This is a genomic window from Chitinophaga cymbidii (assembly GCF_007992715.1).
Lineage (GTDB): Bacteria > Bacteroidota > Bacteroidia > Chitinophagales > Chitinophagaceae > Chitinophaga > Chitinophaga cymbidii.
Window position 1 is genome coordinate 69,480 of the sequence record NZ_BKAU01000002.1, and the last position, 24,258, is coordinate 93,737.

Annotated in this window: 13 protein-coding genes; 5 read left to right on the forward strand and 8 right to left on the reverse strand. The window is 55.5% G+C overall.

The window, feature by feature from the left end; all coding sequences use genetic code 11:
- Positions 1 to 112: 112 nt before the first annotated feature.
- Positions 113 to 1,117, reverse strand: coding sequence for a beta-ketoacyl-ACP synthase III (locus CCY01nite_RS11365; protein ID WP_146861215.1), 1,005 nt, complete (start codon positions 1,115 to 1,117; stop codon positions 113 to 115).
- Positions 1,118 to 1,208: 91 nt separating this feature from the next.
- On the opposite strand from CCY01nite_RS11365, the gene ruvA reads away from it, so the two are divergent.
- The 5 genes from ruvA to CCY01nite_RS11390 all read left to right on the forward strand — a co-directional run bounded on the left by ruvA (position 1,209) and on the right by CCY01nite_RS11390 (position 13,162).
- Positions 1,209 to 1,796, forward strand: a complete 588-nt coding sequence (ruvA, locus tag CCY01nite_RS11370) for a Holliday junction branch migration protein RuvA (RefSeq protein WP_146861218.1) — start codon at positions 1,209 to 1,211, stop codon at positions 1,794 to 1,796.
- A 36-nt stretch (positions 1,797 to 1,832) separates the two neighbouring features.
- Positions 1,833 to 9,077, forward strand: coding sequence for a T9SS outer membrane translocon Sov/SprA (gene sov / locus CCY01nite_RS11375; RefSeq protein WP_146861221.1), 7,245 nt, complete (start codon positions 1,833 to 1,835; stop codon positions 9,075 to 9,077).
- Between the two features lie 104 nt (positions 9,078 to 9,181).
- Positions 9,182 to 9,544 carry a hypothetical protein gene (locus CCY01nite_RS11380; protein ID WP_146861224.1) on the forward strand — a complete coding sequence of 121 codons (363 nt, stop codon included), beginning with the start codon at positions 9,182 to 9,184 and terminating at the stop codon, positions 9,542 to 9,544.
- Between the two features lie 148 nt (positions 9,545 to 9,692).
- Positions 9,693 to 11,954 (forward strand): TonB-dependent receptor, encoded by a 2,262-nt coding sequence (locus CCY01nite_RS11385; protein WP_246129915.1) that lies wholly within the window; start codon positions 9,693 to 9,695, stop codon positions 11,952 to 11,954.
- A 2-nt stretch (positions 11,955 to 11,956) separates the two neighbouring features.
- A complete protein-coding gene (locus CCY01nite_RS11390) occupies positions 11,957 to 13,162 on the forward strand; it encodes an exo-alpha-sialidase (RefSeq protein WP_146861227.1) in 1,206 nt (401 codons plus the stop codon).
- Between the two features lie 369 nt (positions 13,163 to 13,531).
- On the opposite strand, the gene CCY01nite_RS11395 is transcribed toward CCY01nite_RS11390, so the two are convergent.
- The 7 genes from CCY01nite_RS11395 to dprA form a co-directional block, all read right to left on the reverse strand.
- Complete coding sequence (locus CCY01nite_RS11395; RefSeq protein ID WP_146861230.1) at positions 13,532 to 14,290, reverse strand: SDR family NAD(P)-dependent oxidoreductase; 759 nt, start codon at positions 14,288 to 14,290, stop codon at positions 13,532 to 13,534.
- Between the two features lie 14 nt (positions 14,291 to 14,304).
- Positions 14,305 to 16,236, reverse strand: a complete 1,932-nt coding sequence (locus CCY01nite_RS11400) for a PKD domain-containing protein (protein WP_146861233.1) — start codon at positions 16,234 to 16,236, stop codon at positions 14,305 to 14,307.
- A gap of 116 nt (positions 16,237 to 16,352) precedes the next feature.
- Positions 16,353 to 18,935: a T9SS type B sorting domain-containing protein gene (locus tag CCY01nite_RS11405; protein ID WP_146861236.1), complete on the reverse strand. Its 2,583-nt coding sequence runs from the start codon at positions 18,933 to 18,935 to the stop codon at positions 16,353 to 16,355.
- Positions 18,936 to 18,944: 9 nt separating this feature from the next.
- The gene (locus CCY01nite_RS11410; protein ID WP_146861239.1) at positions 18,945 to 19,748 is read right to left on the reverse strand and encodes an alpha/beta fold hydrolase; all 804 of its coding nucleotides are present in this window, start codon (positions 19,746 to 19,748) and stop codon (positions 18,945 to 18,947) included.
- Positions 19,729 to 21,360, reverse strand: coding sequence for an apolipoprotein N-acyltransferase (gene lnt, locus CCY01nite_RS11415; RefSeq protein ID WP_146861242.1), 1,632 nt, complete (start codon positions 21,358 to 21,360; stop codon positions 19,729 to 19,731). The genes CCY01nite_RS11410 and lnt overlap by 20 nt, the downstream gene beginning before the upstream one ends.
- 205 nt (positions 21,361 to 21,565) lie before the next feature.
- Entirely contained in the window at positions 21,566 to 23,044 is a 1,479-nt protein-coding gene (gene guaB / locus CCY01nite_RS11420; protein ID WP_146861246.1) for an IMP dehydrogenase, read from the reverse strand.
- Positions 23,045 to 23,123: 79 nt separating this feature from the next.
- Positions 23,124 to 24,233 (reverse strand): DNA-processing protein DprA, encoded by a 1,110-nt coding sequence (gene dprA, locus CCY01nite_RS11425; RefSeq protein ID WP_146861249.1) that lies wholly within the window; start codon positions 24,231 to 24,233, stop codon positions 23,124 to 23,126.
- Between the last annotated feature and the right edge of the window lie 25 nt (positions 24,234 to 24,258).

Sequence of the window (24,258 nt, forward strand, 5' to 3'; positions counted from 1 at the left end):
CGGCAGCCGGCCTGCGCTATAGCTGACAAAAAAAGTGCGGGTGGATGGAAATCCCATCTGCCCGCACCTTTCAATAGTAGGAGCCCCATCCGGGGCTATCCGCATGTGTCTTTTATATTTTATCCCCGTCGTACGCCCATTTCACGTAACAGGCGCCCCAGGTGAACCCGCCGCCGAAGGCCGCCATCACCAGGTTATCCCCTTTCTTCAGCTGCTTTTCCCAATCCCAGAGGCATAAAGGTATAGTGCCGGCGGTGGTATTGCCGTAGCGCTGTATGTTGATCATGATCTTTTCTTCCGGTAGGCCCATGTAGCTGGCAGTGGCGCTGATGATGCGCAGGTTGGCCTGGTGGGGAACGAGCCAGGTGATATCTTCCGCCGTCAGGTGGTTGCGTTTCATAATATCGCCGGCAGCCTCAGACATGTTGGCCACGGCGTATTTGAAGACGGTTTTACCTTCCTGGAACACGAAGTGCTCGCGGTTGGCCACTGTTTCCGCGGTAGCGGGCTTGGCGGAACCACCGGCCTTCATGTTGAGGAACTCACGGCCGTGACCATCGCTTTTCAGGATGCTGTCCACCAGCCCATAGCCTTCGGTGTTGGGTTCCAGCAGCACGCCGCCCGCGCCGTCGCCGAAGATGATGCAGGTGGCGCGGTCCGTGTAATCAATAATGGAGCTCATTTTATCCGCCCCGATGATCATTACTTTTTTGTAACGCCCGCTTTCAATGAACTTCGCACCGGTATCCAGCGCATAGAGGAAGCCGGAGCAGGCGGCGCTGATATCAAAGCCGAAGGCATTTTTGGCGCCGATCTTATCCGTAACTACGTTGGCGGTAGCGGGAAACACCATGTCAGGCGTTACCGTAGCCACGATCAGCAGGTCGATGTCTTCCGGCGTGATGCCCCGTTTCCTGCAGATCTCCAGGGCCACCGGCACACACAGCTCCGAGGTGCCTTTACCTTCGCCTTTCAGTATCCTCCGCTCCTTGATGCCGGTTCGGGTGGTGATCCATTCGTCTGTTGTTTCAACCAATTTTTCCAATTCCTGGTTAGTCAGTACATAGTCGGGAACATACCCACCCACCGCTGTAATAGCGGCCGTTATTTTGCTCATATTGTTAGGATAAGTTATAAAATGGGCGTAAAAATACGACTTAAACGAATATTTCTATTTATGATTTAAATTTACCGCCTGATTCATCCTTATGATAGCATATTTAAACGGAAAATTAGCCTGGAAATCCCCCGCCCTCGTACACCTGGATGTCAATGGCGTAGGGTATGAGGTCCAGATAAGCCTCCATACGTATTCCCGGATACAGGCCCTCGACAGCTGTAAATTGTTGACCTACGTTCACATCAAGGAAGATGCCCACACCATGTACGGCTTCTTCGATGAGGCCGAAAGAAGCATATTCCTGCAACTGATCAGCGTTTCAGGCGTCGGCGCCAGCACCGCCCGCATGATGCTCAGCTCCCTGCAGCCCGAAGATATCCAGCGCGCCATCCTCATGGAAAATGAAAAAATGCTGGAAGGCGTGAAGGGCATCGGGGCGAAAACCGCCAAGCGCCTCATTCTTGAGCTGAAAGATAAAATGCGGAGACATAAAGAAGATGTATTACATTTATCCGTAACTTCTCACAATACAATACAGGAAGATGCGTTAAATGCATTGGTTACCCTGGGTATAGCCCGAAATATGGCTGAGCAGGCAGTACAGAGGGTGCTGAAAGCGGAGCCGCAACTCAATGAACTGGAATTACTTATAAAGAAATCCCTCAAAACTTTATAAATTTATGTCCTTGACCTCTATAAAACCTAAGATCGCTTGGCTAAGAAATACTATGGTGCTATTGCAATAATAGGTGTTGTATCTTTTATCATTGTTGACACGGCCGCGAGAAACAGAAATAGTTCGGGATATGCCTATAGAAGCGCGCATGACATAGCGGTTAACCGGAAAACTGATACTTCTGCACAACAAGATACTTCCCGCCGGGACACACTCAAATACCCCATCCGCGACCGGAGGGGTACCAGTGTTACGGACCCCGTGCGCAATGCCATCGACCTGAAGGACCCCCGCAATATTCACAAATCTGTAGAATACGATCCCGCCACCAAACAATATACCGTTACCGAAAAGATCGGCAGCCAGAACTACCGCCAGCCCACGGTGCTGACCTTCGGCGAGTTCTACCGCCTGCAGGCCGAGCAAAGCGAACAGGACTACTGGCAGAAAAGGGCCAGCACCATCGGCAATCTCAACCAGCGCTCCCAGGCGCCGCAGTTGTATTATGGCGACAAGCTGTTCGACCGGGTGTTTGGCGGAACGAAGGTGGACATCAAGCCGCAGGGGAGCCTCGGCCTCACTTTCGGGTACCAGGGCCAGAACGTGAAAAACCCCGTGCTCGTGGAAAGAGCGCGGAAGAACGGCGGGTTCGACTTCGATATAGACATTAATATGAACGTGACGGGCCGCATCGGCGAAAAGCTCAAGCTCATCACCAACTATAATACCCAGTCCACTTTCGACTTCGAGAACCAGGTAAAGCTGGAATACACCGGCTACAAAGACGAGATCATCCAGAAGATCGAGGCCGGCAACGTGAGCTTCCCGCTCAGCAGCTCCCTCATTTCCGGCGTGCAGTCCCTCTTCGGGGTGAAAACACAGCTGCAGTTCGGACGGCTGACCGTTACCAGCGTGCTCTCCAACCAGAAATCGCAGAAGCAGAACATGACCCTGCGCGGCGGCAACAGCGTTCAGGATTTCATGATCAAGGCGGATGAGTATGAAGACAACCGGCACTTCCTGCTGGCGCAGTTCTTCCGGGATACCTTCAACTATGCCATGGGCAACCTCCCCGTCATCCGCTCCCAGGCTTATATCAACCGCATCGAGGTGTGGGTGACCAACAAGACCGGCGCTACCACCAATACCCGCGACATCGTGGGCCTGATGGACCTCGCCGAGTACGATCCCTACAACCCCGGCATCAATGTGCTCACCAGCAGCCGCTTGCCGGACAGGAATACGAACGACCTCTACAGCAACCTCATCAGCGATCCCGGCTCCCGTAACTCCGGCACCGTGGTGAGCCGCCTGCTCGCCATGGGTCTGCAGCCCGTGCAGGAGTTCGAAAAAACATTCGCCCGGAAACTGGATTCCACCGATTATATCCTCAACCGCCAGGTAGGCTTCATCTCCCTCAACCAGCAGCTGCAGCCGGACGAAGTGCTCGCCGTAGCCTACCAGTACACCTACAACGGCCGCGTGTACCAGGTAGGGGAGTTTTCGCAGGACGTGCCGCCGGACCAGAACAACTCCGCCAACCAGCGGATCTTGTTCCTCAAGCTCCTGAAAGCCACCTCCGCCCGTCCCGCCCTGCCGATCTGGGACCTGATGATGAAAAATATTTACGCCACCAACGCCTTCCAGATCAACCGTCAGGATTTCAAGCTGGACGTATTATATAAAGATCCGGGCAACGACGACCGCGTGCCCAGCGAAAAACGCTACATCCCCGATGCAAGGGGCCAGTTCACCGGCGCCCCCATCATCAGCATCCTGAACCTCGACCGCCTCAACAACCAGAACGACCCGCAGCCGGACGGCGTGTTCGACTACGTGGAAGGATATACGATCAATTCGCAGAACGGCAAGGTGATCTTCCCGGTGCTGGAACCCTTCAACGACGGCCTTCGCAGAGCCTTCGGCGGCGACCCCGTTCTCGAAAAGCAATATCTCTATCCCATGCTGTACGACTCCATCAAAGTGATCGCGCAGCAATTCCCGAACCTCAACAGGTACATCCTGCGCGGTTCCTACAAATCCAGCAATTCCTCCGAGATCTCCCTCAACGCCTACAACATCCCCCCCGGCTCCGTGACCGTAACGGCCGGCGGACAAATGCTGAGGGAGAACGTTGACTATATCATCGACTACAACCTCGGCCGCATCAAGATCATCAACGGCGGCGTACTCAGCTCCGGCGTGCCCATCAACGTGCAGTTCGAGAACAACGCGCTCTTCGGGCAGCAGGTAAGGAATTACATGGGCACCCGCCTGGATTATTTTGTGAACGACAAGCTGAACCTCGGCGGTACTATTGTGCGAATGAGCGAACGTCCTTACTATCAGAAAGTGAATTACGGGGACGATCCCATTAAAAATACCATCGTAGGGCTGGATGCGAACTACATTTCAGACTGGCGCGGCCTTACCCGGCTGCTGGACAAGCTCCCGAACTTCAATGCCACCAGTCCCGCCAACATCGCCTTCACCGGTGAAGTGGCCAAGCTCATTCCCGGCCACAGCAAGCTGGTGAACGAAGCCGGCAGCAAGCAGGGACAGGTGTATATCGATGATTTTGAAGGTGCGCGCAACGGCTATGACCTCAAGTTCCCGGCTACCAGCTGGGTACTGGCCTCCACGCCCAAAGACGCCACGGACGCCGCCGGCACCGTGCTGTTCCCCGAAGCGGAATACAACGATTCGCTGGCATACGGCAGGAACAGGGCTTTATTGGCCTGGTACATCATTGAGCCAACGTTGCAGGTGCCCAGATCGCCGAACCTGCCGCCCGGCATCACGGAAGAAGATCAGTTCGATCCGCGCACGCGCCTCGTTTACCAGAAAGACGTATTCCCCAACCGCTCCACCGAATTCGGGCAAAGCCAGCTCAGCACGCTTGACCTTGCCTTCTACCCGGAAGAAAGAGGACCGTATAATTTTGAATCCACGCCCGCCGCGCTGACGCCCACCGGCCGCCTGCGCAACCCGCAAACCCGCTGGGGCGGCATCATGCGCTCGATCGACAACAGCGATTTTGAAACCGCCAATATCGAGTTCATCGAATTCTGGATACAGGACCCGTTCATCAATAACCAGTCCAGCAGCGGCGGTAAACTGTATTTCAACCTCGGCAACGTATCTGAAGACGTGCTGAAAGACGGCCGCAAATCTTTCGAGAACGGCATGGCCGACCCGAATACGGAACTGAATAAACTGGATTCGTCCCGCTGGGGCCGCGTGCCGAAGTTCCAGCAGCAGATCACGCAGGCGTTCGATAATGATCCTAACGTCCGCCGGTACCAGGACGTTGGGTACGACGGCCTGCAAAGCGCTGACGAACAACATTTTCGCAGAGATTACCTCGACGATCTGGCTATGATGTTCGGCTCTTCCTCCCAGGTGTACCAGGATGCCAGCAAAGACCCCTCCAACGACGACTACCGCTGGTACCGCGACGGGTACTATGACCAGCAGAAGGCCGGCATACTGGAACGTTATAAAAGGATCAACCTGCCGGAAGGCAACTCCCCGGTATCTAACGATAACTCACAGTTCTCACAGGCCAGCACCAACTATCCCGAATCGGAAGACCTGAACAGGGATAATACCATGAACGAAACGGAAGAATATTTCCAGTACCGCGTGGAGCTGCAGCCGGACATGCAGGTGGGCTCCAATTATGTAGTGGACAAATTCACCGCCACCGTGCAGGGCCCCGGCGGCACCACCCGCCAGGAAACCTGGTACCAGTTCAAGATACCGGTTACGCAATACGACAGAAAAGTGGGCAATATCCCGGACTTCAAGTCCATCCGCTTCATGCGCATGTTCCTGACCGGCTTTGAAGATTCCGTAGTGCTGCGCTTCGCGAAGCTGGACCTGGTGCGCAACCAGTGGCGCCGCTTCCAGTATGAGCTGCGCCCCGGTGATCCCATCCCGGTAGATGAATCCACCACCTTCAACTCTTCCGCGGTGAACATCGAGGAGAACGCAAGGCGCCAACCGGTGCCATACGTGCTGCCTCCCGGCATCCTGCGCCAGAATACCCTCAGCACCAACAACACCAACATCCTGCTGAACGAACAGTCTTTGTCCGCGCAGATATGCAATCTGAAAGACGGTGAATCCCGCGCGCTGTACAAGAACCTCAACCTGGACATGCGCCAGTACAACCGCCTGCAGATGTTTGTACACGCGGAAGCCGTAACGGACCAGACCTCACTGAAGAATAATGAATTGCAGGCCATCATCCGCGTGGGCAGCGACTTCACCGAAAACTATTACGAATACCGCATTCCGCTGGAAGTAACGCCCTGGGGCAGCTCTCCCACGGAAACACAGGTATGGCCGGATTCCAACCGCCTGGACCTGGACCTGCAAAAGTTCACGCGGCTGAAGCAGGCACGTAACGTGGCCGGCGCTTCGCCGCTGATACCTTATGTGCAGCAGGACGGCAAGAACATCATCGCCGTGATGGGGAACCCCAGCCTTGGCGATGTGCGCGGCGTGATGATCGGTGTGCTGAACCCGACGGACGACGGTATCCCGAAATGTACCGAAGTATGGTTTAACGAATTGCGGTTGACCGGCCTGGATGAAAAAGGCGGATATGCCGCGCTCGCAAGAGTAGACCTCCAGCTGTCCGACCTCGGATCGCTGACCTTCAGCGGCAACATGCACACCGCAGGCTTCGGCGCCATCGACCAGCGGAACAACGAACGCTTCCGGGACAACTATTTACAATACGACGTGGCCACGAACCTCGACCTCGGCAAGCTGCTGCCCAAGCGCACCGGACTGTCCGTGCCCGTATACGCCGGCTACTCACAGACCGTCAGCAACCCGGAATATGATCCGTACGATCTGGACATCAAGCTGAAAGACAAGCTGGCATTGGCGCTGGACAAGGCGCAGCGCGATTCCATCAAGCGGAATGCGCAGGACTTCACGTCCATCACCAGCCTCAACTTCACCAACGTGCGCAAGATGGCCGTCGGTAAAACGAAGAGCCGGCTATGGGACCTGGAGAATTTTGATATCAGCTATTCCTATTCGCAGATCAACCGCCGCAACCCGGTGATAGAAAGCGATGTGCTGACGAAGCACCGGGCCGGGCTGGGATATAATTTCTCCGGTGCGCCGAAATACCTCGAGCCTTTCAAGAGCCTCTTCAAGAGCAAATCGCCCTGGCTGGCGCTGCTGAAGGAATTTAACCTGAACTACGTGCCCACGCAGCTGAGCTTCCGTGCGGACGTGACCCGCCAGTTCGGCGCCACGCGCCTGCGGAACGTGGGCGGCGGGCCTTTCCAGCTGCAGGAAACATACGACAAGTACTTTACCTTCGACCGGTATTATACGCTCAAATGGGACTTCACCCGTAACCTGTCCCTCGACTTCAATGCGTCCAACCTCGCGCGCATCGACGAGCCGATAGGCCGCATCGATACAGACCCGAAGAAGGACAGCGTGCGCAGCAACTTCTTCAAGGGCGGCCGTACCACGAATTATTATCACACCGCTTCCGTGACCTATACGTTGCCCACGGCGAAGTTCCCGCTGCTGAACTGGACGAACGTGGCCTTGAGCTACAGCACGGATTACCGCTGGATAGGCGCGTCCCGCCTGGCCATGTACCTCGGTAACGCTATCGAGAACACGCAGTCAAAAATTGTATCCGCGGAGCTGAAGTTCACCGACCTGTACAACAAGAGCAAGTGGCTGCGGAAGATGAATGCCACCGCGGTGAAAAATACCATGCCGCAGATGAACATGAACAACGGCCAGCAAAAGCCGAATCAGCCTGCTGCAAAGCAGGAGGAAGAAGAAGAAACGGGCGGGCTGGTGAAAGGATTGATGCGCGTGCTGATGTCGCTCAAACGGGTGCAGGTGAACTATACCGAGAACGCGGGAACGCGGTTGCCGGGGTATATCGACAGTACGAAAGTATTGGGGATGAACTGGGCGTCCATGGCGCCGGGCATCGGGTTTGTGCTTGGGCAGCAGCCGGACAAAAAATGGCTGGACGACTTCTCCAAAAAAGGATTGCTGACGCGCGACACGCTCTTCAACATCCAGTTCCAGCAGCAGTTCACGCAACGGCTGGACGCGCAGGCGCAACTGGAGCCGATCCGCGACCTGCGCATCGATCTGAACCTGACGAAGTCATTTACAAAAACATATACCGAACTGTATAAGGATACCACCGGCAACGGCACCTTCGGACACCTGAGCCCTTACGACGCCGGCGGTTTCGAGATCACTTTCGTAGCCATCAAAACGATGTGGGGCAAGATCAATGAAGTGGACGGCATCTCGCAGACCTTCCGCGATTTCGAGAACTACCGCAAGATCATTTCCCGCCGCCTCGGTGAAACCAACCCTTACAGCAAAGATCCCAACCTGCCCGTATTTGATCCGAAAGATCCGGAATACCGCTATGGTTACGGCCGTTATTCGCAGGATGTGCTGATACCCGCATTCCTGGCGGCTTACACCGGCAAGAACCCGGAAACCATTTCCCTGCTCAAACAGGGCGCGGGCACCGTACGCACCAATCCGTTCAAGAACATCCTGCCGAAGCCGAACTGGCGTATATCTTACAACGGCCTGAGCCGCATCGCGCCGTTCCGCAACTTCCTGTCCGTTTTCACCCTCACGCATGCCTACATCGGTACGCTGAGCATGAACTCGTACAACACTGCGCTGATGTTCTACGATCCGTTGCTGATGGGATATCCGGCCTTCCGCGATTCCGTGTCCGGCAACTATGTGCCTTACTTCCTGTTGCCGAACATGACCGTCAACGAACAGTTCGCGCCGTTGATCGGGCTGGACATGACCTTTACCAATTCCCTGAACGCAAGGCTGGAATTCAAGCGCAGCCGCACGCTCAGCCTTAGCCTCATCGATTACCAGCTGAGCGAAATGCGTTCCAGCGAAATCGTGATCGGCGCGGGATACCGTGTGCGCGGATTCCCCATGCCTTTCAGAATTGGAAAGGATGGCGGAACAAGGTTGGAGAACGACCTGAACTTCCGGCTGGACATGAGCTTCCGTGACGATAAAACCGTGAACAACCGGCTGGATGCGGACATCGTGATCCCCACCAGCGGACAAAAAGTGATCGGCATAGCGCCGTCCATCGACTATGTGATCAACAACCGCCTCAACATCAAATTCTTCTACGACCGCCGTCAGACCATACCGGTGATCTCCACGGCCTACCCGATCACCAATACACGAGGGGGGCTGACGCTACGGTTTATGCTGGCGCAATAGCTATTGAACGGGAGATCTGCTGATGAAGGTCTCCCGTTTTGTTGATGAATAATGATTTAAATCATTGTGATGCGTTGGCGCAGCGCCTACATTTGTACTATCGTATGAGATATGTATTCGTCATAGTAACATTAACGGGCCTGCTGCTGCAAACATTCGGCAAGGGACTGATACTGGCGGAATATATGCTGAACCAGGAGTACATTGCGCGTGTGCTCTGCGTGAACAAGGCGAAGCCTGAACTGGCCTGTAACGGCCAGTGTCATCTGATGAAGCAGATGGAAAAGGAAACGAAGAAAGAGCAGAACGGCAATGCCGTAAAAGATAAATACGAAGTAGTGATCGCAGCCATTGAACTGCAATCAGTATTACAGCCTTATTTTACTGTCGTGAAAATATCCACCGCCTATAACAGCGGTTCCCCCATCGATCCCCTAAACGCAGTATTTCATCCTCCGCAGGCATGATGACTGTTTAACACCGCATCTCAATCTTCATCCTTTCAAAAGGTACGGGCATTCAAACCCCGACCGCATTTTCGCGCCCATTCCGGCGCACGGCAACGCGCGGGCGCATATGCACGTACCCATTAAAAGCGACAACATGCTGCGTTTTTTGAAACTATTCTTATTAACAGGCATCTTCGTGCCCGTTTACGGGCAGGAGCAGCTGCAAGGCAGGATCGTGGACGCACAGACCCGCGAAGCCCTGTCCGGCGTCAGCATCAAAGCAAAGACCTGCGCCTGCCGCTCTGACGATCAGGGCGTATTCTCGCTGCCCGTCATGCCTGACTCCATTTATATCTCTCATGTGGGTTATTCCACGCAACGCCTTTCTGTTGACAGGGAAGGCAATATGATCGTTTACCTGGACCCGCTGACCACGCGCCTGAACGAAGTGATCGTGTCCGCCGGCCGCCACCGGCAATTCCGCACCGATGCGCCCATCGCCATCAGCACTATTTCCACGCAAACGCTGCGGGAAACAAAAGCCACTTCCCTGGAACAGGTGCTCAACAAAGTGAGCGGCGTGTACATGGTAGACCTCGGCAACGAACAGCATACCATGGCCATCCGACAGCCGATCGGCTACCGCAGCCTCTTCCTTTATCTCGAAGACGGCCTGCCCATCCGCACCACCGGCGACTTTAACCACAACGCGCTCATCGAAATAAACATGGCCGCCCTCAAAACCGTGGAAGTGATCCGCGGTCCCGCTTCTTCACTGTACGGCAGCGAGGCCGTGGGCGGCGCCGTGAACTTCATCACCGCTTCCCCCACCATCCTGCCCACCGCAAAAGTGCAGGCGGAGATGAGCAATTGGGGATACAAACGCACGGACTTCAGCGTATCCGGCACCAAAGGCAAGCTGGGCGTGCTCCTTGGCGGCTACTACGCGGACCAGCGGAACGGGTACCTCGACCACAGCGACTTCCGCAAGCTGGCGCTGACGCTCAAAACACAATACCAGTTCAGCGACCGCACTACGTGGACCAACAGCGTTTCCGTCGTTGATTATAAAACGGATCAGACAGGTGGTGTGGACAGCGCCAATTTCTTCAGCAAGAACTACAAGAGCTTCCATACTTTTTCCTACCGGCTGGTGAAGACACTTCGTGTACGCAGTACCGTAGCCCACCAGTGGAATGAAACCAACACCACGAATTTCACCGCCTTTTACCGGCATAACGAGATCGGCCAGAACCCTTTCTACGCCATCAAAACAACATCCAACCCTTTGAAAGCGCGTGGCGAGATCAACAGCGACGCCTTTCAGAGCTACGGCGTATTGGCGCAGCACAAAAAGCAGTTTGCCTGGAAGAGCGCATCGCTGATCGCCGGTATGAGCGCGGATTACAGTCCCGCTACCTATTTCGCGGAGTTCATTGATGTGGACAGGGATGCCGCCGGTTACTTCACCGGTTTTACACGGACGGATTCTGCGTTGACGGACTACCGTGTGGGCCTCGTGAATACTGCTGTCTACGCGCAGGCGGAAATGAGCCCTGTCGCCAAACTCAAAGTGACGGCGGCATTGCGCTACGACCGCATGGATTTTAATTTCGACAATCACCTTCCGCCATCCGCGTTCACCGGTTCGCCCGACGAGCGCAATTTCTTCCATGCCTGGACGCCCAAGCTCGGCCTCACGTATGATTTTGGCCGCGACCGCGGTGTGTATGCGAACTACAGCGTGGGGTTTGCGCCACCGAACATTTCCGAACTGTACAGAGGCGTGAAAGTACCGTCCCTGCGCCCCGCCACTTACAATAACTACGAAGCCGGCGGCTGGTTTGCATTTGCGGGCAACAAGGGATATATAGACGCGAGCGTGTACCGCATGGACGGGAGGAATGAAATCGTGAGCGTACGCCTGGCGGACGGCTCCTCTGAAAACCGCAATGCCGGCAGAACGCGCCACAGCGGCGTGGAATGGAATCTCCGTTATGCACCTATACCCAATGTGTTGTTTCGCACCGGCGGCACCTGGGCGCAGCATGATTTTTTGCAGTATGAGGATAAGGGCACGCACTACGACGGGAACCGCATGAACGGCGCGCCCGCTACGATCACCAATACGGAGATCACCTGGAAACCGGCGTTCCTCAAAGGCATCCGTACCGGTCTTGAATGGCAGCATGTAGGGCGGTATTACATGGACCCCGCGAACACGGAGGAATATGGAGGTTATGAATTGTTTAACGCGCGCGTGGGGTATAGTACCGGGGGATTTGAATGCTGGGTGAACTGCCGGAACGTGGGTGGCGTGATGTATGCCACCACGGCGGAGAAAAGCGCCTTTGGCAAGAGTTACCGCCCAGGGCCGGACCGCACCTTCAACTTTGGCGTCGCCTACACATTTACCGCAAAAAAATGATGATGAGAAAAAGTGTTTTTATCTGGATACCGGTACTGATCAGCGCCTGCCACCCCGCTGTTTTTTCGGGCGGCATGGAGCAGGTGTTGTCTGATACCCTGCGCGATGCTTCCTGCGCTTACATGACGCGCGATACAAGCGGCGCGCTGGTGGTCAGCTGGGTGGAGCAGGATGAAGGTGTGGAAACAGGTACATTTTATTACGCCGTATCTGCTGATGAAGGAAAATCATTTTCCGCCGCAAAGAAGGTGGCCACGGCTACCGGCATTCAGCCGCATGCGGAAAATCTGCCCAAGATACTTTTCCGTCCCAACGGCGAGGTGATCGTGATGTTCGGCACCGAAAGCAATGATCCGAGGAATAAATACGCAGGCAAAGTGCTGTACACCCGCTCTCCGGACGGTGGACAGCACTGGCTGCCTGCCGTTCCGCTGGTGACCGATACCGCCGGGTACGACCAGCGTTATTTTGACATGGCGCTGCTGCCCTCCGGCGAGGCGGTGGCCATCTGGCTGGACAACCGCAAGCATCATCAACAGGAAGGCTCCACTTTGTACATCGCGGCCACCGGCCGTGAACCGGGCTTCGGGCAGGAAAGGCAGATCGCGCAGACCGTCTGCCAGTGCTGCCGTACTGCCTTGTACGTAGATGCGCAGGGCGCGCTGCACGCCGCTTTCCGCGACATCATCAACGATACGATCCGCGACATGGTGCACATGGTTTCCACAGACGGCGGACAAACCTTCTCGCCGCCCGTGCGCATCAGTCCGGATAACTGGGCCATCCGCGGCTGCCCCCACACCGGCCCCACGATGGTGAAGAACGCTGAAGGGCTGCACTTTGCCTGGTTCACCATGGGCGGCGGGCAGGGTGTTTTCTATTGCCAGTCCCCGGATAACGGCATTACCTACACGAAGAAAGAAAGCATCAGCGCATTGCCCACGGCCAAGCATCCGCAGCTGACCACCTTGCGCAACGGGGGCCTGGCGCTGGTGTGGGACGAAGCGGCCGATACTTCCGGCAACCGCATCGGGATGCAGCACAAGGCCGGCAACGGGGAAACGGTGGCGAAAGGGTTTATTACCCCGCCGGAGGTGTTTGCCAGTTTCCCGGTGCTGGAACCGGTGGGGGAGGGATCGGTGCTGGTGGCTTACAAGAAGCGGGTGAAGGAGCGGGAGATGGTGTGTGTGCAGCGGGTAGCGCTGTAAAATCATAAAGCCTCTCGCAATGCAAGAGGCTTTATGATGAAAAACATATTTTTCAGTTGTAACCGAAAGAGTACGATTTTTCGCTCTTCCAGCGTTGGCGCATGGCCCACCGGCCATAATTGTTCCTACGTGAACTGTCGAGGTAGAAACTGATGAATTCTTTCCATCTGGGATAGTACAGTCTGATGACGTACATCGTGATAAATGTTAGCATAGGGATATGGTTATAGGATTATCAATAGGCTCGTGGTATTTATAAGGCATACGGCTCCGGGCCGTTACCAATTCATCCACACATTTTCATAATATATAGGGTTTCAAATATAGTTAAAATATATAACGTATATCAATAACACGTATGTGTAATTTTTAACGGTGGATGTAATAGGCGTTGGCCTGTGCCGTTGGGGTGAGCACCAGGTCATTGATGCACACGTGCGGCGGCAATGAGCAGCAATAGAATACCACGTCCGCCACGTCTTTCGCGCTGAGCGGCGTGAAGCCTTTGTACACGTCTTTTGCCTTTGATTCATCGCCTTTGAAGCGTACCAGGGAAAACTCTGTTTCCGCGGCGCCGGGGTGCACGGCCGTCACTTTGATATTATAGGGCAGCAGGTCGATGCGCATGCCTTGCGTTAACGCATCTACGGCGGCTTTGCTGGCGCAGTATACATTTCCTTTGGCATATACCGTCTTCGCGGCGGTAGACCCGATATTCACGATCTGCCCCTGCTTCCGGGCCTTCATCCAGGGGATCACGGCTTTGGACATGTACAGTAGTCCTTTTACGTTCGTATCCAGCATCGTATCCCAATCATCCGGGTTGCCTTCGTCCACCGGCGAGAGGTCCAGCGCCAGGCCGGCGTTATTCACCAGCACGTCCACCCGCCGCCAGCTGTCATCCAGCGAGCCGAGCGCTTCGTTCACGGCGGCGCGGTCGCGAACGTCAAAGGCTAGCGGCTTTACATGAATGTGGTATGTCTTCTCCAGTTGCTGTTGCAGTTCCTGCAAACGTTCTTTTCTGCGGCCGGTGATGATAAGGTGGTATCCCGCCGCGGCGAACGTAAGGGCGCATGCTTCTCCGAATCCGGCCGTAGCGCCGGTGATAAGGGCTATTTTTCCTTGCATGGTGGTAAACGGTTTTATCGCACCAAAGTTACTGTTCCTTTCCTGGAAAGTTTCTCTCCATTCAGGTCTACGCCTTCGAGTATCCAGAGATAGGTGTCAATAGCGGCGGGGCGGCCTTTGTAGTAACCATCCCATCCACGGCGGAAGTCCAGCGAGCTGTACACCAGCTCGCCCCAGCGGTTGAAAATGCGGAAGTAATAATATTCCCGGATGCCCACGGGTATGAAGCGGAAGTAGTCATTCTGCCCGTCGCCATTCGGGGAGAAGGCGTTGGGAACGTAGAACTGCGGGCCGGTGTAGTATTTTACATTGATGGTGTCATATCCGAAGCAGCCCTGCTGGTTGCTTACCCGCAGCACGAAGCTGATCTCGTTGTTCCAGTTGAGCACGGGATCGCGGAGGTTGGGGTTGGAAAGCCCCGTCGGCGGCCACCAGCTGTAGATATCCCCGCCCTGGCCCTGCAGTTGCAGGGTTTGCCCCCGGGCCAGGATGGTATCGTTGCCGGCAAATGGATTCACTTCAAACAGGCGCAGGTTCCGGGTGACGGTTGCCTCGCAACCTTTGTCCGTTGCCAGCGCCAGGGAGATCGTGTATACGCCGCCGGTAGGATACCTGAAAACAGGCCGCTGCAGCAGCGATACGTCCGTGTCCATGCCGTCCACCCCAAAATCCCAGCGCCGCTCCGTAATGTCCCCGTAACGGTAAGTAGAATGATCTTCGAAATACACCGGATCTTCCCGGCAAAGCCCGCTAACGGTGAAGCCTGCACGCAGACCGGGGTAATTGTTGATGCGGCCGGTCATGCTGTCTGTGCAGGGCAGGCCGGGGTTCACCACCAGCTTTACAGAGTAAACGCCCGTATCGGGGAAGTGGTGGAAGAATACGTCGCGGCTATTGGTCAGCGTATCGGAGCCGTCGCTAAAGGTCCAGTGATAGGTGGAGGTAAACCCTGCCGTGCTGGTATTGGTGATAGGCACGGCGAACCCGAGCGTGTCGTTGCAATGGTTCAATACCGGCGGTGTGGCGGCCACAATGCGGGTGGAGCAGGAGTAGACGGTGATGAGCATGTCCTTATGATGCGTGCCCAGCAGGCGGCCTGTCCGCCGGTCGTATTCCGATACGCACACGGACACCACGAATTTACCGGAGCGCCCTGGCGTACCGGTTATCAGCCCGTTATTGTCGATGGACAACGCGGGGTTGCCGCCCATCGGGTCGCCGCCGTGATAGGGCGGAATATAGCTTACGGTGGTGGTATATGGCGGCGGGGAAGCAGCTTCGGTACCCCTGGAAGTGTTGCTGGCCAGTGCGCTGCAAAGCGAATAGGTGAGGCTGTCCCCGTCCGGGTCCGTCGCGGAATAATTGTAACGCAGCGGAAGGCTGGAGCAGATGACCGGCGCTTCATCGATCCCGAAATACACACTGTTGTTGTCCATCCTGCCGGTTTCGCTGCCGGGTATCACGGTGTAGAAAGTGGAACCTTCGCGTTCCGAATTGTAGATGTTCGTCAGGCTTTCCCCGCGGCAGCAACGCTGGTAGGAAATATAGTAACCGCCCTGCACGGGTGGCAGCTCGATGGTATCGCCTTCGTAAAAGGCCACTTCAAGGTAAATGGTCTGCGGCGCCAGGCAGGGGTTCTTGAGCGTATCGCGGATGGAGCGGGTGTACTGGATGTGCAGCAGCTGCGAGGGCAGCACGCGCTGTCCGCTCGCGTTGAATATATTCACGGGAACGGGGTTCTCGAAGTAGTCCAGGCAACCCTGGCGGGTACCGCAGACGAAGTCGCCGTCACGATAAAGCTTGAGTGTAATAAGGTAGCGGTAATTTCCGTTGGCGCTGTTATATCCCACATATCTGTAATAAATCTCCCCTCCAATGATATGATAAGCTATCACCGTGGATTGCAATAAAATGCCTGTTAGTGCCAACAGAAGAAACTTGCCCATGGGGAGAGGCTTATTCCTTATAATTTACGATAAATAAAGGGATTTAGGCGTTTTGCAGCAACATAAAAAAGATCGTTAAGTGTAATGTTTTCGGAGTGAAGTGTAAGCGAAAATGATCATCGTATCAGCGTGACCGTTCCTCTTTTTTCCATCAGTTCACCGGCGGTATTGGTGCCCTGCACGATCCATACGTAAGTGCCCGCATCGGCGGGCCTGCCGCGCATTTTCCCGTCCCAGCCCTTCATGTATTCATTGGTGCGGAAGATCTCTTCGCCCCAGCGGTTGTAGATACGGAACAGTTCCAGTTTGGTGATGCCCACCGGCAGGGGGCGGAATACATCATTCACACCGTCGCCGTTCGGCGTGAAAGCATTGGGGACGTAGATCTCCGGCCCGCTCATGAAACGGACGAGAATATCGTCTTCGCCGAGGCAGCCTTCGCTCGTATATACCTGCAGATGATAGGTGATGTCGCGGTTATAGCTGGTAACGGGATTGTGGATGTCCGTTCTGCTCAGCCCGTCCGGCGGCGACCAGCGGTAGGTTTCTCCGCCGGAGGCGTTCAGCTGTAGGGACTGCCCCTTGATGATAATGGTGTCGTTGCCGGCAAATGCGGGAACGGGCGGCACTACGTTCACCATAACGGAATCGGGTACTGCTTTGGGGCAACCCAGCGTATCCGTTACCGTTACGATGTAAAGGGTCGTGTCCTGCGGCCATGCGATCGTGTTCGGTTTATTCGGACTGGTGAGCGTACCGGCGGGCTGCCATTTGTAGAAGGCGCCGCCGCTGGCGTTCAGAAAGGCTCTTTCGCCGTAGCAGACCGTTGTATCAAGACCGGCATACGCCACCGGCGGGTCCACGGCGCGGAAGCTGACGGTATCATCAGAAAAGCAGTCCCCAAGTGACACCCGTACGTGATAAGTGGCGGAACGTGCAGGCGTAACAGTGATGATCGAATCCGTACCCACTACCTGGTTGGTGTTGAGGTCCGTCCACGTGAAAGCGTATTCCCCGTCGGCGCCGGCTTTCAGCTCTACGGGGTCGCCGGTGCAGATGGTGCTGTCTGCCGTGGTGCGCACGTAGATCGTGTCCCGCACGTCTACAAATATTTTTTTGCTGTTCACGCAGCCGCTGTTGTCCGTGAAGGTCACTTCGTAGGTGGTATCTACCGCCGGTGTGGCGTAAGGTGTTGCCGTTCGCGGGTTCACGATGTTGTACAGGGGCGCCCATTCGAAAGTACCGGGCAGCGGGCTTTCCGCGTGGAACTGTAATCCGTTGCGGTAGCAAAGCAGCGTGTCGTTGGTGGCGGTGAACGGCGGTTTGTCGTATATCGTGAGCGTGTCAAAGAAGCTTTGTTCGCATCCTTTGCTGTTCTGTACGAGCAGCTTTACAGGATAATCGCCGGGTTGGGTAAAATGATACGTGGGGTTGGAGTTGTTGGAGGTATCATTCGTTACCGCAGGATCTCCGAAGTCCCAACGGAAATATTCGATCACGCCGTAGCGGTTATAAGAGGTATTGATAAATTCAGTCGGCCTGGTGGTGCAAAGGCCGTTGACGGAGAAGGAAGGCGTAAGCACGGGGTATACCCTTACGGTGGCGAGCATGCTGTCGCCGCAGCTGCTGTTCCGGTCTACGGCCAGCTTTACGATGTAGGTGCCCGTGTCCCGGTAGGTATGCGGGAGTGCGTCGCGGGACCAGGTGGTGAGGGTGTCCCCATCCCCGAAATCCCAGAAATAAGGTTTGCCCGGTGTGCTGTTGTTGGAAAAGTTGATGGTAAAGCTCTGGCAATCTTTGTAAGTGTCCTGCGTAGACGCTACTACCTGTTTCACGCAGGATTCCACGGTGAACTGGAATTCCTTTTTGTTCTCCCCGATGTATACGCCATCGCGGTATTCCTTTGCGGTCACCGTTACAATGTACAGGCCGCTGCGCGGCGCAATGCCGGAGATGATGCCGGTATGCGGATCGATGGACACCTTGTCGCCCAGCGGCTGGTCCGCGGAAAAGGTCGTACGGTAGGATACAGGCGAGTAAGGTGGCGGATCGGAATCAACGGGTTTTGGATTGTTCTGTGTTGCGCCGCTGTAGGCCGTTGTAAAAGAATAAACAAGAGAATCGCCATCGGGGTCTTCGGCGGAATAGTCATAGCTGAAACGGTTATTGGCGCAAACGACTACTCCTTTTTCCTTTGAAAAACGGGGGCCGTTATTGGTATCAAAGCCGTTCGGCGTGCCGGGGATGACTACAGAATAGGTAGCGCCCACCGTATTGTCGGAAAAGATATTGGTAAGCCCCGTTCTCCTGCAGCAGCGCTGAAACGCGGCCACGTAGCCGTTGGCGCTGGGCGTCAGCTCTATGATGGTGCTGTAGTAGCCGATCTGGTAGCAGACATACGGTGGGTTGACGATACAGGGATCTACATCGGTAGCGGTATACTGCTCTGTATTGTCGTGATCGGCCCTCAGTGTTGTGATATGGTTGCCGTTGCCGGAATAAAAGGTAATGTCCGCATACGCATCAATCTGCTCCTCCCTGGCATCGCAGCGTATAAACAGCTTCAGCGTAACACGGTAACGGTTATTGTTGCCATTCTTGCCGAGGAAGGAATAATACATTTCTCCGCCGATGATATGATCAGCCCGCGCAGCCAGGGAAACCAGGCCCAACATGGTTACTATCAATAAAATGCGCAAAAGAATGAATTATACTGTCCGCTGGCAAAAAGCTATAAAATGATGCAGGATCAGGTTGCTTTCCTCGTATACTTCCAGCAGCCCCATATGTCCTACCTGTTCGAAAATATGTATGCTGGCGGTCGCCGGAAGGGTCACCTGTTCCAGTACGCTGTCGGGCGGCACGGCGGCATCATCTTTCCCCACAAAGAACAATATCGGTACCTTACTCTCCCGCAGCACCGCGGTACGGTCCGGGCGCGCGATCATGGCTTCATAATAGGCGATCAGCGATTCTTTGCCGGCGGATAAAGCGTTGTTCACGAAGTTTTCCACGCGGGCGGGCTGCTTGTTGCGGAAGCTTTCGGAGAACATGCCCGGCAGCGTCTGCCGGAGGAATGCTTCGCTGCCGTATTGTTCCATCATCCGGATGGATTTTCGCCGCGCTTCTTTTTTCTCTTCACTGTCCGGCCGGGCGGTGGAACTGAAGAGGCCGAAGCCTTCCAGCAGGTGCGGATATTTTTCGGCAAATGCCAGCGTCACATATCCACCCATTGAATGACCGATCATCGTTACCTGGCTGATCCCTTCCGCTACCAGTATCGCATATACGAATTCAGCCATGCTTTCAATACTGAGGTTGTCTGTCAGCGGCGATTGGCCGGTGCCCGGGAGGTCCGGCACCAGTACGCGGTTATACATCCGCAGAAAAGCGGTCTGGTGTTCCCATACGGAATGATCTTCCCCGAATCCGTGTATCAGCATCACTGCTTTACCCTGACCTTCCGTCCAGTAGGCGCCTGCCTGGTTTCCGTTATTGATTGTTTTCCACATAGCTTCTGCGAATTACCCTTAAAACAATGGTGTACAACAACAGCAAGATACAAAAGATCAGGGGTGCTTTGGCGATGAAACCACTGTATTTTACGTAGAACGTCAAACGCCTCTTATTTGTTACGTCATATTTTATGGCGGCGGGTTCCCAGTAGGGTTGGGGCGCTATCACGTCTCCAAGCGGGCTGATGAAGCAGGAGGTGCCGGTATTGGCGCTCCTGGCCACCCACCGCCGCGTTTCTATCGCCCGCAGCCTGGCGTATTGCATATGCTGTTTATGTCCCTGTGTGTTGCCCCACCATCCGTCGTTCGTGCTAACAACCAGCAGATTGGCGCCCTGCCGTACTTTTTCCGCCACAAAATGGCTGTAAACGGATTCATAACAGATCGCCGCGAAAACGTTGCCGTAAGGCGGAGGGTTGGAGAAGATGTCCACGCCGGGCGTCAGGCCGTAGCTGCCGGTGATGCCGCCAAAATCCATCGCCAGCTTTTTCATGAAAGGCAGATAACGCATGTAGGGCGTCAGTTCCACGCCGGGCACCAGCTTGGCCTTGTGATAGATCTGGATGTTGGAGGACGTGTCTATCTGTATGGCGGAGTTGAAGGCGTCGTACGGAGGGCCTCCGTCGCTGCGCGTTCTGGCCGTGGCCGGCGCTTCGCCCGGTACGGGATATTGTTTGTAGGTGGATGCGCCGGTGATGATCTTCGCGTTGGGATATAGCTGAAGGAAATTGCGGATGGCCTGTACTTCCGGTTGATAGTTCAGCTCGTGTTCCCAGGCGCCCTGCGTGAACAGCGCCGTTTCGGGCCAGATCACAAAGCGCGTGTCCGCCCCGATCTGCGATCTTGTAAGGTCCAGCAGCTTCGCCAGCTGTTCCTGCGCGGAATGCGTCGAAAATTTCTCATCATACGGATCAATATTAGGCTGCACCACTACTACGTTCATCGTCAGTCTCTTGATCTCTACGTTCATCACAGCTACGATAAACGAGATGACAACGGGGATGACCAGCAGCAGTGCGGGTTTCCATCCTTCTTTCCACAACAGGAAAGAACCGGCGTCCGTTCCTTTTTTGCGTTTCCGCCAGGCGGCGTACAGGCTGATATTCACGAGCAGCACCCACAGCGATCCGCCCAGCGTGCCGGTATATTCGTACCACTGCACCCATTCGGGCCGCATGGCGAAAGCATTGCCCAGCGTCAGCCAGGGCCAGCTCAGTTCCCATTCCTGATGGATGTATTCAAAGGCCAGCCAGTAAACGATCAGCGCAAAGTAGCTGGTGAGGCGGTTATGCCGCTCCAGCGTTATTTTGTAGCCCATCAGCGGAACGCTCATCAGCAATGCGTTGAAAGCATTGGCGAAGATGCCGCTGGCAGGTACCGTGGTATTGCCTACCCACCAGGTGGTGCCGGTATTCCATATCCAGAGGGCGAGATAGATCAGGCCGAAATATTTAGCCCGGTTGTTCACTTTGTCCGCGATCGCCAGCAGCGGCACGAAACCAGTGAATACCAGGAAGGTCAGCGGGGAGGTGGGCCACGCCGCCCACATGAGGCCGCCTGCCAGGAGGCTGAGCAGCAGCGGTAAGCGTTTGCGCAAGGTCTGATTCATCTTTCAAATGTAAAAAGTATAAAAGTAAAAATAAAAGGGAAGGGGGAATCGCTTAATGGGGGATAATGATCGGCGGGTGGGGGAAAAGAAAGGCCGCCCCGGATAGCGTGGCGCTGCGCCGTGAATACGACCGCCCCGGCAGTTGGCAACAAAAACAAAGCCGCCTCGTGCATAGAGGCGGCCTTGCATATTAACTTATTGTGAATTACCGGCTGTAGTTCGGCGCTTCTTTCGTGATCACCACGTCGTGCGGGTGATTTTCTTTCACGGTGGCGGAAGTGATCTTCACGAACTGCGCTTCCTGCAATGTTTTGATATCTTTCGAGCCGCTGTAGCCCATCCCTGCGCGGAGCCCGCCCACGAATTGCTGCACCACCTCGGAGAGGTTGCCTTTATAGGGCACCCGTCCAACGATACCTTCCGGCACGAGCTTTTTGATGTCGGCTTCCACATCCTGGAAATAGCGGTCTTTACTGCCTTCGGACATGGCTTCGATGGAGCCCATGCCGCGGTATGATTTGAATTTGCGGCCTTCGTAGATGATGGTTTCACCGGGACTTTCTTCCACGCCGGCGAAGATGGAGCCTGCCATGATGGTGGAAGCGCCTGCCACGAGGGCTTTCACCATGTCGCCGGTGTAGCGGATGCCGCCGTCGGCGATCACGGGAATACCGGATTTTTTCAATGCCTGCGCGGCGTTCATGATCGCGGAGAGCTGCGGGAAGCCCGCGCCTGTTACTACGCGCGTGGTGCAAATGGAGCCGGGGCCTACGCCTACTTTCACGGCGTCGGCGCCTGCTGCGGCCAGCGCCAGCGCGCCTTCGGCTGTGGCTACGTTGCCACCGATCACCTGCAGCTTCGGAAATGCTTTCTTCAGTTTTTTCAGGGCTTCCAGCACGTGAACGGAATGGCCGTGCGCACTGTCCAGCGTCACCACGTCCACACCCACATGCAGCAGCGCCGCGGCGCGGTCCTGCAGGTCTTGCGTGATACCGAGTGCCGCGCCTACGAGCAGGCGGCCGAAACTGTCTTTGGCGGCGTTGGGGAAGCTTTGCAATTGCAGGATGTCGCGGTAAGTAATAAGACCTACCAGCTTACCCTGTTTATTAACGACCGGCAGCTTTTCAATGCGGTGCTGCTGGAGGATCTTTTCTGCTTTTTTGAGATCGGTGCCTTCGGGTGCCGTTACCAGCTTGTCTTTCGTCATCACCTCGCTGATGAGGCGTTTGGTATTGGCTTTTTCGAAACGAAGGTCGCGGTTGGTGAGTATGCCGATGAGTTTTTTATCGCCGTCAACGATGGGAATGCCGCCGATGCCATTGTCCCGCATCATTTTCAATGCCTGCCCAACGGTGGAATCGGCGCTGAGCGTCAGGGGGTCCAGGATCATGCCGCTTTCGCTGCGCTTCACTTTCCGCACCAGTTCCGCCTGCTTTTCTATGCTCATGTTCTTGTGCAGGATGCCGATGCCGCCTTCCCGTGCCAGCGCAATAGCCAGCCTGGCTTCTGTTACCGTATCCATGGCAGCAGACACCATTGGTATGTTGATCCGGATGTTTTTGGTAAGTTGGGCGGAGATATTGACTTCTCTGGGCAGTACGTCGGAGTAGGCTGGGACAAGGAGCACATCGTCGAAGGTGAGACCGTCAGCTACAAATTTCTGTTTGGATTTTCCCGCAGGCATATCGCAATTATTTTGGTAGTTTTCTAAATAATTGCACGCAAATGTACGTGTTTTTTATGGAATAGGAACAGTTCCTTTTTCACGTGTTGATTAATTGATATGTATTCCCCGGCAGTGAGCGCAGCATCGCCTGCATTTCCAGTTCCAGCAATATACCATGCATCCTGTTCTGCGGGATGCCGCTGCGGGCCTGTATTTCATCGATATGTAACGATGGATGCGCATGCAGCAGGGCGATTATTGCCTGCTGGTCTTCATCCGGCTCGTGAAACAGGCTGCACTGCGGCGCCATGGTCATTGCAGGCGCGGAGGGCCGCCAGTTCAGCGCTTCCAGGATGTCTTCCGCGGAGGTCACGAGCGCGGCCTTGTTCTGCCTGATCAGCTCCAGGCATCCGGCGGACGCCGCATCGCCGATCCTGCCGGGAACAGCCAGCACATCCCGGTGATAGCTGCCGGCGATATCCGCCGTTATCAGCGAGCCGCCGCGCTGCCCGCTTTCTATCACCAGCGTGGCATCGCACAAGCCGGCTACAATGCGGTTGCGCCGCGGAAAGTTCTGCCGGTCCGGGCGGGTGCCGCTGCAAAAGTCCGTCAGCAATCCGCCGTTCGACTGCATCTGCAAAGCCGTTGCCGCATGCACCGCGGGATACAACCTGTCCAGCCCGTGCGCCAGCACGCCCACGGTAGGCAGTCCGTGTCTGACCGCCGCCCGGTGCGCAACAATATCGATCCCATACGCCATACCGCTGACGATCGTTACCTGGTGCGGCGCCAGTGCCGCCACCAACGCTTCGCACACCGCTATACCGTAAGCGGTGGGCCTGCGGGTGCCTACCACGCCCAGCATCTTCCCGGCCTGCAGGTCCATATCGCCTTTGCTGTACAGCAGAACGGGACTGTCATAACAATGCCGCAGGCGTTCCGGATAATCATCATCGGTATAAAATACCGTTTTAATACCCTGCCGTTCCATAAAACCGATCTCCCGGTCCACCCGTTTAAAATCAGTAAAATGACAGATCGCGGATGCTCTGAAAGTCCCGACGCCCGGAATCCTTTCCAGCTGATGCCGGCGCGCCTGGAAGATGCCGGCCGCCGTTCCGAAATGTTGCAGCAGCTCTTTGGCTACAACATCGCCCACTTGCGGAATGAGCGTTAACGCTATGCGGTAATGAAGTTCTTGCAGCATGGGTTTACAAACAATTTTTATGCAG

Bases quoted from the DNA above. Each gene is read 5' to 3' on its own strand.
- CCY01nite_RS11400 (WP_146861233.1), bottom strand. From the start codon at position 16,236: ATGGGCAAGTTTCTTCTGTTGGCACTAACAGGCATTTTATTGCAATCC.
- guaB (WP_146861246.1), bottom strand. From the start codon at position 23,044: ATGCCTGCGGGAAAATCCAAACAGAAATTTGTAGCTGACGGTCTCACC.
- CCY01nite_RS11380 (WP_146861224.1), top strand. From the start codon at position 9,182: ATGAGATATGTATTCGTCATAGTAACATTAACGGGCCTGCTGCTGCAA.
- CCY01nite_RS11390 (WP_146861227.1), top strand. From the start codon at position 11,957: ATGAGAAAAAGTGTTTTTATCTGGATACCGGTACTGATCAGCGCCTGC.
- dprA (WP_146861249.1), bottom strand. From the start codon at position 24,233: ATGCTGCAAGAACTTCATTACCGCATAGCGTTAACGCTCATTCCGCAA.
- CCY01nite_RS11395 (WP_146861230.1), bottom strand. From the start codon at position 14,290: ATGCAAGGAAAAATAGCCCTTATCACCGGCGCTACGGCCGGATTCGGA.
- ruvA (WP_146861218.1), top strand. From the start codon at position 1,209: ATGATAGCATATTTAAACGGAAAATTAGCCTGGAAATCCCCCGCCCTC.
- lnt (WP_146861242.1), bottom strand. From the start codon at position 21,360: ATGAATCAGACCTTGCGCAAACGCTTACCGCTGCTGCTCAGCCTCCTG.
- CCY01nite_RS11365 (WP_146861215.1), bottom strand. From the start codon at position 1,117: ATGAGCAAAATAACGGCCGCTATTACAGCGGTGGGTGGGTATGTTCCC.
- CCY01nite_RS11410 (WP_146861239.1), bottom strand. From the start codon at position 19,748: ATGTGGAAAACAATCAATAACGGAAACCAGGCAGGCGCCTACTGGACG.